Source organism: Enterobacter cloacae complex sp. I2 (assembly GCF_014896205.1).
Lineage (GTDB): Bacteria > Pseudomonadota > Gammaproteobacteria > Enterobacterales > Enterobacteriaceae > Enterobacter > Enterobacter quasihormaechei.
Window position 1 is genome coordinate 98522 of the sequence record NZ_JADBRA010000013.1, and the last position, 12915, is coordinate 111436.

The 12915-nt window shown below is 57.3% G+C and carries 11 protein-coding genes; 7 read left to right on the forward strand and 4 right to left on the reverse strand.

Going from position 1 to position 12915, the window contains the following annotated elements:
• Positions 1 to 5 precede the first annotated feature (5 nt).
• Positions 6 to 2474 carry a malto-oligosyltrehalose synthase gene (gene treY / locus IM300_RS13050; protein WP_193036833.1) on the reverse strand — a complete coding sequence of 823 codons (2469 nt, stop codon included), beginning with the start codon at positions 2472 to 2474 and terminating at the stop codon, positions 6 to 8.
• Complete coding sequence (treZ, locus tag IM300_RS13055; protein ID WP_193036835.1) at positions 2471 to 4258, reverse strand: malto-oligosyltrehalose trehalohydrolase; 1788 nt, start codon at positions 4256 to 4258, stop codon at positions 2471 to 2473. Before treZ ends, treY begins: the two co-directional genes overlap by 4 nt.
• Before the next feature lie 131 nt (positions 4259 to 4389).
• On the opposite strand from treZ, the gene IM300_RS13060 reads away from it, so the two are divergent.
• The 4 genes from IM300_RS13060 to IM300_RS13075 all read left to right on the forward strand — a co-directional run bounded on the left by IM300_RS13060 (position 4390) and on the right by IM300_RS13075 (position 7909).
• The gene (locus tag IM300_RS13060) at positions 4390 to 4917 is read left to right on the forward strand and encodes an N-acetyltransferase (RefSeq protein WP_193036837.1); all 528 of its coding nucleotides are present in this window, start codon (positions 4390 to 4392) and stop codon (positions 4915 to 4917) included.
• Between the two features lie 112 nt (positions 4918 to 5029).
• On the forward strand, positions 5030 to 5914 hold the full coding sequence (locus tag IM300_RS13065; protein WP_063866691.1) for an SDR family oxidoreductase: 885 nt from the start codon (positions 5030 to 5032) through the stop codon (positions 5912 to 5914).
• A gap of 107 nt (positions 5915 to 6021) precedes the next feature.
• On the forward strand, positions 6022 to 6999 hold the full coding sequence (locus tag IM300_RS13070) for an MBL fold metallo-hydrolase (RefSeq protein ID WP_193036839.1): 978 nt from the start codon (positions 6022 to 6024) through the stop codon (positions 6997 to 6999).
• 16 nt (positions 7000 to 7015) lie between these two features.
• On the forward strand, positions 7016 to 7909 hold the full coding sequence (locus IM300_RS13075; protein WP_193036841.1) for a LysR family transcriptional regulator: 894 nt from the start codon (positions 7016 to 7018) through the stop codon (positions 7907 to 7909).
• Here the strand turns inward: IM300_RS13075 and IM300_RS13080 are convergent.
• Complete coding sequence (locus IM300_RS13080) at positions 7900 to 8784, reverse strand: LysR substrate-binding domain-containing protein (protein WP_193036843.1); 885 nt, start codon at positions 8782 to 8784, stop codon at positions 7900 to 7902. The genes IM300_RS13075 and IM300_RS13080 overlap by 10 nt on opposite strands.
• A 110-nt stretch (positions 8785 to 8894) precedes the next feature.
• On the opposite strand from IM300_RS13080, the gene IM300_RS13085 reads away from it, so the two are divergent.
• From IM300_RS13085 to IM300_RS13095, 3 genes are all read left to right on the forward strand, one after another.
• Complete coding sequence (locus IM300_RS13085; RefSeq protein ID WP_131637129.1) at positions 8895 to 10376, forward strand: UbiD family decarboxylase; 1482 nt, start codon at positions 8895 to 8897, stop codon at positions 10374 to 10376.
• A 125-nt stretch (positions 10377 to 10501) separates the two neighbouring features.
• A complete protein-coding gene (locus tag IM300_RS13090; protein ID WP_063451283.1) occupies positions 10502 to 10789 on the forward strand; it encodes a VF530 family DNA-binding protein in 288 nt (95 codons plus the stop codon).
• A 7-nt stretch (positions 10790 to 10796) separates the two neighbouring features.
• Positions 10797 to 12086, forward strand: a complete 1290-nt coding sequence (locus tag IM300_RS13095) for a glycoside hydrolase family 10 protein (RefSeq protein ID WP_063866685.1) — start codon at positions 10797 to 10799, stop codon at positions 12084 to 12086.
• Between the two features lie 38 nt (positions 12087 to 12124).
• Here IM300_RS13095 and dsbG read toward each other — a convergent pair whose 3' ends face one another.
• Positions 12125 to 12901 carry a thiol:disulfide interchange protein DsbG gene (dsbG, locus tag IM300_RS13100; RefSeq protein WP_107535383.1) on the reverse strand — a complete coding sequence of 259 codons (777 nt, stop codon included), beginning with the start codon at positions 12899 to 12901 and terminating at the stop codon, positions 12125 to 12127.
• Positions 12902 to 12915 lie beyond the last annotated feature (14 nt).

Consider the following 12915-nt stretch of genomic DNA (forward strand, 5'->3'; position numbering starts at 1 on the left):
CTCGATTATTCGCAGGTAAGCAGAACCAACAAACATCCCTTTTCAGACGTTAAATCCAGCGTCTCTGGCAGAAGGCGACGCTCTCCGGTAAACAGATCCCGATAGTGCTTTCCGGCCAGCTCCTGGGGTATGGCCACGGTGGTATTGGCCCACAGGGCCGCATTGTCGGTGACGTCAAACACCAGGCGCGGCACGGCAACGATAAGCGCCTCTTCCTCGTGAAGGCGCGCATACACGATCAGGTTCTCCTCGCGCTCGCCGGTCACCTTCAGCGGCAGCCAGTCGCCGTAGCGGAAAAGCGCTGGGTAATGCGGCCGGATCCGTAACAGCGTGGCGGTGACATACTGCTTCACGCTGCCGTCGCGCCAGCGTTGCGCATCGTTAAAGATGTTGCCATCCGCCGTGCTCAGGTTCTCCGCCAGCGCGGTGAAATCCGGTTCGCGTCGGTTATCCGGGTCGACCAGGCTAAAGTTAAGCCCTTCGCTACCCTGATAGATGTCCGGTACGCCGGGGGCAGTCAGCTTGATTACCGTCTGGCTCAGGCTGTTCATTAATCCCGCCCGAATGAACGGCTGTAGTGCGGCACTAAAATCACGCAGGAACAGGGTGTTATCCGGGGAGAGCAGATGCCGCACGTAGTCCAGCACCACGCTCTCGTAATCTTCGTTGCTGTCGATCCAGTCGGTCCGCTGCTTGGCCTCGCGCAGGGCTTTTTCGATAAAACCGAGGAAACGCTCTTCCAGTGACTTAAGCCCGTCGCGATCGTCAGGCGAGAGCGTGGCAGGCCAGACGCCCGCCAGCGCCTGGTAGATCATCCAGGTATCGGCGGCGTTCGGCGCGGTGCCATCGTTCAGGAACCGCACCTGCGTCTGGTTCATCTGCCGCCAGCGCGCCAGGTTTTCTCCCCACAGATCCGGCGCTTCCGTCAGCGTGTAAAGACGCGCTCGCGCATCCTCGCCGCGTTTGGTGTCGTGGGTAGAGGTCCCCAGCAGCGCGTCGGGCTGGCGGGCAAGACGAATGCGCATCTCCTGGTGAAAACGGGAAAGTGAAAACGCGCGCAGCGTCGGGTCGGCGCCTACTTCGTTCAGCGCCAGCTCCAGGTTGTGGCGGAAGAACAGCGTATCCTCTACCGATTTCGCCATCAGCGGCCCGGTCAGCTGCTGAAAACGGGTGCGGAAAAGGGATGCCTGCGCGTGGTCATGCTCCGGCAGATCGCCGGTAAGAATACGGACGATCAGGTTCAGGGCGGATTCGGACGTGTTCACGCTGGCGACCACCCGTCTAAGCAGCGCCACGTCCGAGGGCGTCAGCCCCTCTGCGGTGCCGTAGGTGCGATAAACCGGAAAGGCGATAAGCAGCTCGCGCAGGGCGTGGCGAATATCTTCGTGCTGCACCGCCACGTCGTTGTGCCGGGCCAGCTCGCTGGCGATGGTCAGCAGCGTGGTAAATTCGCCCTCAAAGTTACGATCGGTCATCAGGCCTTTTGCCTTGCGCAGCTCCGTATGCCTGTCCACGCTCGTGCCCAGCGTCTCGTCGTGGAGCGTCTCCAGCCGCGAGAGGTTGTTATCGTCCACCAGCACTTCCGCCAGCGAGGCGATAAACTCATAGCCTGTGGTACCCGAGACGGGCCACTCAGCAGGAAGCTGTTCCCCTTTCGCGAGGATCTTCTCCACCGTGATGTAGCAATCCGGCCCGGTCGCCGCCCGCAGGCGCTGCAAATAGCCCAGCGGATCGGCAAGCCCGTCCACATGGTCAATGCGCAGGCCGTCGACGACGCCAGCGTGAACAAGCTCAAGGATCAGGCGGTGCGTGTCTGCAAATACCGCCTCATCCTCCACCCGCACGCCCACCAGCCCGGTAATTTCAAAAAAGCGTCGCCATGAAAGCTGTTTCGGCGCTTCCCGCCAGGACATCAGCCGCCAGCTTTGCGCCTCGTGGATCTCAGCGATGCTTTTGTCCTCGGCAAACGTGCCGGGATTGAGCGGATAAGCGGTGTCGTAGTAAACCAGTTCCGCCTTATTAGTGACACTGTCACGTTTTACGGTGATAGCCCCGCGCTCCAGCTCGGCTTCGAAGGTGTCGCCAAGAAACGGCAGCGTTAGCGGTCGGGACCAGTCGATATCAAAATAGGTCGCGTAGCGGCTCTGCCTGCCGTGCTCAATCACATCACGCCACCAGCGGTTCTCCAGGGAGGTGGACATGTGGTTCGGCACAATATCCAGAATTAGTCCCATCTCCGCCTGTTTAAGCGCCGCCGCCATGCGGTCAAACCCTTCCCGCCCGCCAATCGCCGGGTCGATTTCGTTAGGGTCTGTCACGTCATAGCCGTGAGTGGAATCCGTGGTTGCCGTGAAAACAGGCGACGCGTAGAGATGGCTGATACCGAGATCTTTCATATACGGTATCAGGGCCACCACGCGGTCAAAGGTCATGCCGTTGCGAAACTGAATGCGATAGGTTGAGGACGGGATCATAGCGTTGCTTCTCCTTCAGCAAAGCGAACAACAATGCTGTTCGGCGGCAGGTTATCGATTGCCTCCGGCCAGCTAAAGATCGGTTTTCCGGGCAGGTCCGGCAAGGTGAGCGGCTTTTTGCCGATATTCAGCGCCAGCGACAGCGTACCGGACGGAAAACGCCAGCTCACGGCAATCATGCCGAGCGTTGTTTGCAGGACGTTACCTTCAACCGCGCCCTGCTCCTTCAGTAACGGGACGACATGGCGCTGACGCAGCGCAATCAGTTCGCGCGTCAGGTGCAGCCACGCTCTGCCTTCCTCCGTCTCCACCCTGTTCCAGTCCAGCTTCGAGCACGTAAAGGTATTCAGGTCGTTGGGATCCGGTACGGTTTCATCGTGCCCGGCATGGCCGGAAAACTCTTTCGCGCGCCCTTCCCGCACCGCTTTCGCCAGGTCGCCGTGGAAGTCGGTGAAAAAGAGGAACGGTTGCGTTTCGCCATACTCCTCGCCCATAAACAGCAGCGGTATATGAGGCGACAGAAGCAGCGCCGCGAACAGCACCCGCGTTTTATCCGCGCCAGCCAGAGAGATGAGCCTCTCACCCTGGGCACGGTTGCCGACCTGATCGTGGTTCTGAATAAAATCGACAAAAAACTGCGGAGGCTGCTCGCGACACTCTACTCCGCGCGATTTTCCGGTCTGAAGCGAGATTTCGCCCTGGTAGACAAAGCCTTCGGCCAGCGCTCGCGCCAGCTTTTTCTCCGGCTCGTAGGCGAAATCCTGGTAATAGGCGTGAGATTCCCCGGTCGCGAAGACATGCGCGGCGTTGTGAAAATCATCATTCCATTCGGCGGTGAAAAGCGGCGTCTGACCATGCTCATCGCGCGGATGCAGGAAAATGACGTTGCGACTGTCTTCGGTGGTGAGATGAATATGACGATCCGGAAATGCGTCGCGGATCCGTTGCGCAATGTGGGGAAGAATATGGGTCTCTGCGTCGTCATGGATCTGGTCGATGGCGTCGAAGCGCAGACCGTCAAGATGATACTCCGACAGCCAGAATAACGGCGCCTCGGCAATGTATTGCCGGACCGCGTCAACCTCATAGGCAATCCCGTTGCCCCACGGGGTCATCCGATCCTGATGGAAAAACGCCGGCGAGAGTAACGGCAGGTAGTTCCCTTCCGGGCCAAAGTGATTGAGTACGATATCGAGCACCACGGAAAGCCCAAGCGCGTGGGCGGCGTCGATAAAGGCATGAAAATCTTCCGGCGTGCCGTAAGCCGAGTGCGGGGCATACAGCAATACGCCGTCATACCCCCAGCCGCGTTGCCCCCCAAACTGGGAAACGGGCATCACTTCCAGCTGCGTAATGCCCAGTTCGGCCAGATAAGGCAGTTTTGCGATGGCCGCCCTGAAGGTTCCTTCCTCGGTGAAGGTCCCGATATGCAGTTCGTAAATTACCGTCTCTTCCCACGGCCGTCCTTTCCATTCTGGTTGCGCGGGCGGATTGCGACGCGGGTCGATCACCACCGACGGGCCGTTGACGTCATTCTGCTGGGCCCGCGAGGCCGGATCCGGCACTGCCAACCCATCCTGTAAAACAAACTGATACGTCGTACCGTGCCTGACGCCGGGAACGTCAATCTGAAACCAGCCGTCGCCCACCGCCGCCATCGGAATGTCGGTGTCGGTTAAACGCAACGTGAGATCTTTCTGCCCTTCAGCCCAGACGCGAAAACGTACAACGTCATCGGAAATAAACTCGGCACCCCAGTGCCTGCGACATGTTCTGAATTCCATTCACTGTCCTCGAATGACCACATTCTACGCGGAACGAAATACAAGCTTAGACCAGGATCAACAGAGTGTTATGCCAGCAGGGTATGCCGCTTCGTCTATTATCTATTTATAACTCCCACTTAAGGAATACCATGCATATTCGAAAAGGATTAAGTACCGATCTCGCCCGTCTTGAATGCTGTGATTTTTCTTTCACGGTTGATGAGGTTGCCAGAGAGCCCTTTATCAATGGCGATTTGCATATTGAAGCGTTAACAGAGCCTTATCTTAAAACGTATGAACTGGATCTCCAGACGCTGGAAAACCATTGTGTTAATCCGGATTCAATATTTCTGATTGCCGAAACGGATGACGGAGAAATCGCCGGTTTTATTACTGCATCCTGTAACTGGAATAAATTTATCTCGGTGGATTACATTGCCGTGGAGCGTTCAAAGCGCCGGACGGGTGCGGCGCATAAGCTGATGTCTGCCACCCATGTCTGGGCGCGGAGCCTAAATGCGCCCGGCTTACGGCTGGAGACGCAGAACGTCAACGTTTCGGCCTGTCTGTTCTATCGTCACTATGGATTTATTCTGGGCGGTTACGATCGCTATCTTTACAACGCCCTGCCGGAAAAAGATGAGGTCGCCCTTTTTTGGTATTACATGCTGGCTTAAGAAAATATTTTACATCCGGCGATGGAATATAGATTTGTCTGAATTTGTCAATTTTGCCCGCTTGCGTCTAATTAACGACTAATCTTGGAATTCACTATTTAAGGAGGCCGGTATGTCTACAGGAAATAATCACACGCTGCATTACCCTCGTCCACCGTTTGCTGAACAACCGCAAATGGCCCCCGGGCTGGCATCGGAAATGAAGCCAATACCGGATCATGGTGAAACAAGTTATATCGGGTCGGGAAAACTGGCAGGAAAAAAAGCGCTGATCACCGGCGGTGATTCCGGCATTGGTCGCGCGGTCGCCATCGCCTACGCCCGTGAAGGGGCGGATGTTGCTATCGGCTATCTGCCTGAAGAGGAATCCGATGCCGCATCGGTCATTGCGCTGATTAAGGCCGAAGGCCGTAAAGCGGTCGCTATTCCCGGCGACATTCGCGTAGAGTCGTTCTGCGATACGCTGGTGGAAAAAGCCGTCGCCGAACTGGGCGGCCTGGATATTCTGGTGAATAACGCCGGGCGCCAGCAGTTCTGCGAATCGATCGACGATCTCACTACCGCTGATTTTGACGCGACGTTCAAAACCAACGTCTATGCGCCCTTCTGGATCACGAAAGCCGCGCTGCGCCATTTGCAGGAAGGCGCCGTGATCATCAACACCACTTCCGTTCAGGCATTTAAGCCGAGCGCGATCCTGGTGGACTATGCGCAGACCAAAGCCTGTAACGTGGCCTTTACCAAATCTCTGGCGCAGCAGCTGGGGCCGCGCGGCATTCGTGTGAACGCTGTCGCGCCGGGTCCGTACTGGACGCCTCTTCAGTCCAGCGGCGGCCAGCCTCAATCCAAGGTCCAGAAGTTCGGGGAAGATACTCCGCTGGGCAGACCGGGCCAGCCGGTTGAAATCGCACCGCTGTACGTGCTGTTTGCCTCCGATACCTGCTCATACGCCTCCGGACAGGTCTGGTGTTCTGACGGCGGTACCGGCGTTCTGTAAAAACTTCTCTCAGACCTATCCATTTCATGGATAGGTCACATTCACCCCCCTTCCGTTCTCAAAAATCTCAGTTGAACTATGATGAACTTACTATTGAGGAGCCCATCATGTTTACTGTGAAAAAACTTGCTTTATCAACCCTGTTTACCGGTTCTGTTCTTTTCTTTCCCGCGATCCACGCGGTGGCCAGCGTTCCCCAGCACGTGGTGAAACAGCAGGCTGGCGGCTATAGCGTTCAGGTTGGCGATACGATTGTCACCGCCTTTACGGACGGCAGCGTACCGCAGGATCTGCACGCCCTGTTGCGCCGGACAACGGCGGAAAATACCGATGCGTTACTGGCAAAAAATTTCCAGGCCAACCCGGTTGAAGCGTCAATTAATGCGTTCTATATCGCGCTGCCCGGCCACAAAATCCTGGTGGACACCGGTTCAGGCCAACTCTTTGGGCCCGGCAAAGGCGGCCGACTGATTGAAAGCCTGGCGACGCAGGGCATCAAACCCGAAGATATTACCGATATTCTCATCACCCATGCTCACTCCGATCACGCCGGTGGCCTGGTGAAAGACGGCCAGCGCGTGTTTACTCATGCGCAGGTCTATGTCGGGAAACCGGATATCGAATTTTTCTTTAACGACGAGAACCAGAAAAAATCTGGTTATGACCAGAACTACTTCGACGTTGCGCGCAAAACCTTAAAACCTTATCTGGACGCCGGAAAAGTGAAGACCTTCTCCGGGACGGAACAGCTTCTGCCGGGCATCCGCGGAACGGTACATCCGGGCCACACCCCAGGTTCGGCGTTCTATACGCTGGAGAGCAAAGGTGAAAAAATCACCTTTGTCGGCGACATTATTCACGTCGCTGCGGTTCAGTTCCCCCAGCCCAATGTGACGATTGCTTACGATGAGGATCAGGACGGCGCCGCCAGGGTGCGTAACGCGGCGTTCGCGGAGTTTGTGAAAAACAAAGATCTCATTGCGGCTCCGCACCTGCCTTTCCCCGGTATCGGTTATGTCACGCAGGGCGAGCGGCAAGGCTACGCGTGGGTCCCGGTGACCTATACCAACCGTGACGCAAAATAAGATGCCACCTTCCGATATGGATATAGATCTGCTCCTGACGCTGGATGCCCTGCTCAGGGAGCAGAATATCACCCATGCGGCCGCGCGGCTGGGCATCAGCCAGCCGGCGATGTCTGCCCGCCTTGCGCGCCTGCGTCTCCTGTTCGGTGAGCCGCTGTTTGTCCCTTCCCCACACGGACGTGGGGTGTTACCTACGCCGCGCGCCGAGGCGTTAAGGCCGCAGGTAACGACGGTTTTACAGGGCATTTCGTCGATGCTTGAACCCACCACGTTCAACGCGGAAAACAGCAACCGCACCTTTGTGATTGCCCTGCATGAGAATCCGGCGCTGATGCTCGGGGCGGAGTTGCAGAATCAGATTAGCGTTGCGGCACCAGGCATCCGCCTGCGTTTTGCGCTCCCCGAAACCCAGCTGCTGGCGGCGCAGATGGAAAATGGCGAGGTGGATATTTATGTCGGCATTAACGCGGGCGCGCACGATGCATGGGTCAGACGAAAACTGTTTGACGATGAATATGCCACCGCCCAGCGTAAAGGCCATCCGCGCGGTACGGGGCCGATGGATCTGAAAAGCTATTGCGCCCTTTCCCACCTGGTGGTTTCGTCCGAGGGGGACCCTTTCTCAGGCTTTGTCGATCGGCATCTGGCGGGGCTTGGCCACCAGCGTAACGTGGTGATGTCGACGCAAAGCTACGCGATGGCGCCTGCGATTGTTGGCGGTACCGATTTGCTCTGCACCCTACCCAGACGCATGCTGCAACGCTTCGCGCAAACGCTGGATATTTTTCCGCCGCCGCTGGATCTCCCGCCGATCGTTATTGGTATGTACTGGCACCCGAAAAACGGTCAGGACCCGGCTAACCGCTGGCTGCGGGAACAGCTTCTTCAGGCCGCCGGGCGTCAGATATGATCGAGAATGTTCATCAATTTTTTCAGGACCTCAGAGCGAACCACCCGATGGCAAACCAGCGTCAGCTCACTCTCCCGGAGTCGGTCAAGAATATCCACAAAGACCACGTTTTGTACGCGTATTGCCTTCGCTGAGGCTGGCAGCATGGCGATGCCAAACCCCGCGGCGACAAGGCTTATCACCGTGGGGACATCGGTGGCATTTTGCACGACGTTAGGCTGTATACCCGCGCTATGGCAGGCATCATAAAAGTATTGCTCCAGTCCCATACCCTGCGGATCGCGCAGGGTAATCCACTTTTCCTCCTTCACAGACGAAAGCGTCAGCGCGGAAGATCCCGCCAGGCTATGGTGATGCGGTAACGCCAGCACGACTTTTTCCGTGGTGAAAGGTCGGCTTTGCAGATCGTCAGGCAGCAGCGGTAGCGGCGCACGGATGATGGCCACATCCAGTTGGTTGCTTTGCACGCCGGAGTAAAGGGTTTGCACGTTCCCCGTCATCATAGAAAGGGTGATGGCCGGCCATTTCTCATGAAGAAGCCGCAGCGCGGCGGGCAGTTTGCTGTCGAATATCGCGCTTGAAACACATCCAAGATTCAGCACGCCCTGCTCGCCCCTGGCCGTTTGCCTGGCGTCCAGAATCGCCTGATCGGTCATAAAAATCGCGATTCTGGCTTTATGGAGAAACGCCTCTCCGGCTGGCGTCAGCGTTAAGCGACGATTCGCCCGGCTGAACAGCGTGACCCCCAGGCGATCTTCGAGGGTTTTGATCTGCTGGCTCAGCGCGGGCTGCGCCATATTCAGGCGCTCTGCTGCCCGGTGCATGTGGAGCTCTTCGGCCACCACGATAAAATTGCGCATCAGTCGAAACTGCAAATCGTGCCTCCGTCATTGATATTAATTTTGTTATCAAAATAGCATAAATGATGCAATTGATAGCAGTGTTCCTCCGGTTAAGAATGGAAGCATTCAACCAAGGAGGTAATATGGAAAACCACATTAACGATCTCAGAAGTGCCATCGAACTGCTCCAGCGCCACGAAGGCCAGTACATTGAAACTGACCATCCGGTCGATCCGAATGCTGAGCTGGCGGGCGTTTACCGGCACATCGGCGCTGGCGGCACGGTCAAACGTCCGACGCGCATCGGCCCGGCTATGATGTTCAATAACGTGAAGGGTTACCCGGATTCACGTATCCTGGTGGGCATGCACGCCAGCCGCGAACGGGCGGCGCTGCTGTTGGGGTGCGAGCCCTCTGAACTGGCAAAACACGTCGGCCAGGCGGTGAAAAATCCGGTTGCGCCCGTTGTCGTTCCGGCGGCGCAGGCGCCGTGCCAGGAGCAGGTGTTTTACGCCGACGATCCGAACTTCGATCTGCGTAAGCTGCTTCCGGCCCCGACCAATACGCCGATAGATGCCGGCCCGTTCTTCTGCCTGGGGCTGGTGCTGGCGAGCGATCCGGAAGACGCGTCGCTGACCGACGTCACCATTCACCGTCTCTGCGTTCAGGAGCGCGACGAGCTCTCCATGTTCCTTGCCGCAGGCCGTCACATCGAAGTGTTCCGTAAGAAAGCCGAAGAGGCGGGAAAACCGCTGCCTGTCACCATCAACATGGGTCTTGATCCGGCTATCTACATTGGCGCTTGCTTCGAAGCGCCGACCACGCCCTTCGGCTATAACGAGCTGGGCGTCGCCGGTGCCCTGCGTCAACGCCCGGTTGAACTGGTGCAGGGCGTGGCCGTAAATGAAAAAGCGATTGCGCGTGCGGAAATTATCATTGAAGGCGAACTGCTGCCGGGCGTGCGCGTCGAAGAAGATCAGCATACCCATACCGGGCATGCGATGCCGGAATTCCCCGGCTACTGCGGGGAGGCGAACCCTTCGCTGCCGGTGATCAAGGTGAAGGCCGTCACGATGCGCCATCAGGCGATCCTGCAAACGCTGGTCGGTCCGGGCGAAGAGCACACCACGCTTGCCGGTTTACCCACCGAGGCCAGCATCCGCAATGCGGTGGAAGAAGCCATCCCCGGTTTCCTGCAAAACGTTTACGCGCATACCGCTGGCGGCGGCAAATTCCTCGGCATCTTGCAGGTGAAAAAACGCCAGCCCTCTGACGAAGGGCGTCAGGGTCAGGCGGCTCTTATCGCGCTAGCCACCTATTCCGAGCTGAAAAACATTATTCTCGTCGATGAAGACGTGGATATCTTCGACAGCGACGACATTTTGTGGGCGATGACCACCCGCATGCAGGGCGACGTCAGCATCACCCATCTGCCGGGGCTCCGCGGGCACCAGCTCGATCCTTCCCAGTCGCCGGACTACAGCCCCTCCATTCGTGGAAACGGGATAACCTGCAAAACGATTTTTGACTGTACGGTACCCTGGGCGCTGAAGTCTCGCTTTGAGCGCGCGCCGTTTATGGAAGTAGACCCAACGCCTTGGGCGCCTGAACTGTTTAAAAAATAGTAATCCCCTCTTCTTCACCCTCTCAAGGGTGAAGAACCTCACGCTGAAATTGCCGCGTCCCCTGCTTTCTTGTAACCTTTGAGCGTTTATCACATCCCCATAAAAATTGAGACTACCGGACGCCTATGACTGCACACACTTCCAACGATCCTTTGCATGGCGTAACGCTCGAAATGCAGGTTAACGCGCTGGTTGCGCGATATGGCTGGAATGAACTGGGCAACCGAATCAAAATCAACTGTTTTCGCAAGGACCCGAGCGTTAAATCGAGTCTGAAATTTCTGCGCCGTACCCCATGGGCGCGGGCGGAAGTCGAAGCCCTTTACCTCGAATCCCTTCACGATGACGGTCCCGGGGAACAGGACGAACCGGCCTTTAATCCCTGGACGGAAAGCCGGACACCCAGGAGCTAAAACGCAAATGATGCGACACGTAAAACGGACCGGCGCGCTGCTAGGCTGCGCGCTTTTACTGGTAAGTTGCACCTCCAAACCACCCAAATCACTCGTTACCCCGCTGCCGCAGGCGAAACCAGTACAGCAGACCAACGAACCCATGCGCGGGATCTGGCTGGCGACCGTCTCCCGTCTCGACTGGCCACCCGTTTCCTCGGTGAATGGCCGCAGCGCGGACCAGCGTATCGCCCAGCAGCAGCGGGCGCTGACGGACAAGCTCGATAAGCTGAAAACCCTGGGGATCAATACCGTCTTCTTTCAGGTAAAACCGGACAGCACGGCGCTGTGGTCCTCTAAAATCCTGCCGTGGTCGGATACCCTGACGGGGACTATCGGGGAAGATCCCGGTTACGATCCGCTCCAGTTTATGCTGGATGAAGCGCACAGGCGCGGCATGAAGGTTCACGCCTGGTTTAACCCGTACCGCGTTTCCACCAATACGAAGCCATCGACCATTGCCGCGCTAAACCGGACCTCGTCGCTTCATCCCTCCAGCGTGTACGTCCAGCATCCGGAGTGGATCCGCACCTCGGGGGATCGTTTTGTCCTCGACCCGGGCATTCCCGAGGTGCGGGACTGGATAACCCAGGTGGTGATGGAAGTGGTGAATCGCTACCCTGTCGACGGCGTTCAGTTCGATGACTATTTTTATACCGAAACGCCGGGTTCAGCCCTGAATGATGCCTGGACCTTCAGGCGCTACGGCGAGGGATTTGCGTCAAAAGCCGACTGGCGGCGGCACAATACCCAGGAGCTGATTGTGCAGGTCTCCCGGGCGATCAAGCAGGCCAAGCCTGAGGTTGAATTTGGCGTAAGCCCGGCGGGCGTCTGGCGCAACCGCTCCTTCGACCCGGCAGGTTCGGACACGCGCGGTGCCGCAGCCTACGATGAATCCTACGCTGACACGCGCAAGTGGGTACAGCAGGGGTTACTGGATTATATAGCGCCGCAGATTTACTGGCCCTTCGCCCGCGACGCAGCACGTTACGATGTGCTGACAAAATGGTGGGCTGACGTGGTGAAACCGACCCATACCCGCCTGTATATCGGGATCGCGTTCTACAAGGTGGGCGCGCCTTCCAGAAATGAACCGGACTGGACGGTGAACGGCGGCGTGCCGGAGCTGAAAAAACAGCTCGATCTCAACGATTCCCTGCCTGACGTAAAAGGCACTATCCTGTTCCGCGAAGATTATCTTAACCAGCCGCAGACGCAGGACGCGGTAAATTACCTGCGGGGACGCTGGGGTAGCTGATGAAGAAAAGGCAGAAACGCCCTGTTTCTGCCTTTCTTTTACGGCTTCGGCCCGAACATCGCCTCAAGCTGTTTCGCGTCGGGCATGCCCACCACCTGTTGCAGTTCGTTTTGTTCATTCAGGTAATAAATTGCCGGCGTGGCATTCGCGCCGAGGCCGTCCATTAACGTCTGATGATTTTGCAGGATCTCAACGGTTTCCCGGGAGGCCGCGCCTTCCGGTTTCGGCAGCTTTTTGCCGCCGGAGAGTTCGTACTCTTTCCAGGCCGATACCGGATCTTTCGCATTCAGGATCGCTGAGGCATTGCGCCCGCTGTTCGGGTTGAGAAACGCGACCAGCAGCGTGTTGAGCTGGACTTTCCCGGCCTTCACCCACGGCTGCGCTTCTGCCCAGAACTGTTTGCAGTACGGGCAGAACGGGTCGGCAAAGACAAAAACTTTCTTCGGCGCAGTCTCCGCGCCCTCTTTTAGCGGATGCGCCGCATTGAGCTTCTTCCACATCTCGCGGCCCATCGGGGCGTATATTTCCTTCTGGAAATAGGCTTCGCTGAGGTTTGTTCCCTTATCATCATACAGATAGCCAGACACCACGTGCTTTCCGTCAGGGGTCAGAAAGAGCGTCACGCCCATGTCCTGATACTGCCCCAGCCACGCAGGCGCGCCGCCGGGGGCGTCAATTTTCTTTATGATTTTGATGTCCTGCTGTTCGCTGAAGTGCTTCACCACATCCGGAAGCGTCTCCTCTGCCCTGACCAGCCCTGACGCCAGCAGAGCAGAAAGTAACAGCACCTTTTTCTTTGCAAACCGTTGAAGCATAACGACCTCTCTAA

Coding starts and splice junctions, on each gene's coding strand:
- IM300_RS13070 (WP_193036839.1), top strand. CDS start 6,022: ATGTTTACTGTGAAAAAACTTGCTTTATCAACCCTGTTTACCGGTTCT.
- IM300_RS13075 (WP_193036841.1), top strand. CDS start 7,016: ATGGATATAGATCTGCTCCTGACGCTGGATGCCCTGCTCAGGGAGCAG.
- treY (WP_193036833.1), bottom strand. CDS start 2,474: ATGATCCCGTCCTCAACCTATCGCATTCAGTTTCGCAACGGCATGACC.
- IM300_RS13065 (WP_063866691.1), top strand. CDS start 5,030: ATGTCTACAGGAAATAATCACACGCTGCATTACCCTCGTCCACCGTTT.
- IM300_RS13085 (WP_131637129.1), top strand. CDS start 8,895: ATGGAAAACCACATTAACGATCTCAGAAGTGCCATCGAACTGCTCCAG.
- dsbG (WP_107535383.1), bottom strand. CDS start 12,901: ATGCTTCAACGGTTTGCAAAGAAAAAGGTGCTGTTACTTTCTGCTCTG.
- IM300_RS13090 (WP_063451283.1), top strand. CDS start 10,502: ATGACTGCACACACTTCCAACGATCCTTTGCATGGCGTAACGCTCGAA.
- IM300_RS13060 (WP_193036837.1), top strand. CDS start 4,390: ATGCATATTCGAAAAGGATTAAGTACCGATCTCGCCCGTCTTGAATGC.
- IM300_RS13095 (WP_063866685.1), top strand. CDS start 10,797: ATGATGCGACACGTAAAACGGACCGGCGCGCTGCTAGGCTGCGCGCTT.
- treZ (WP_193036835.1), bottom strand. CDS start 4,258: ATGGAATTCAGAACATGTCGCAGGCACTGGGGTGCCGAGTTTATTTCC.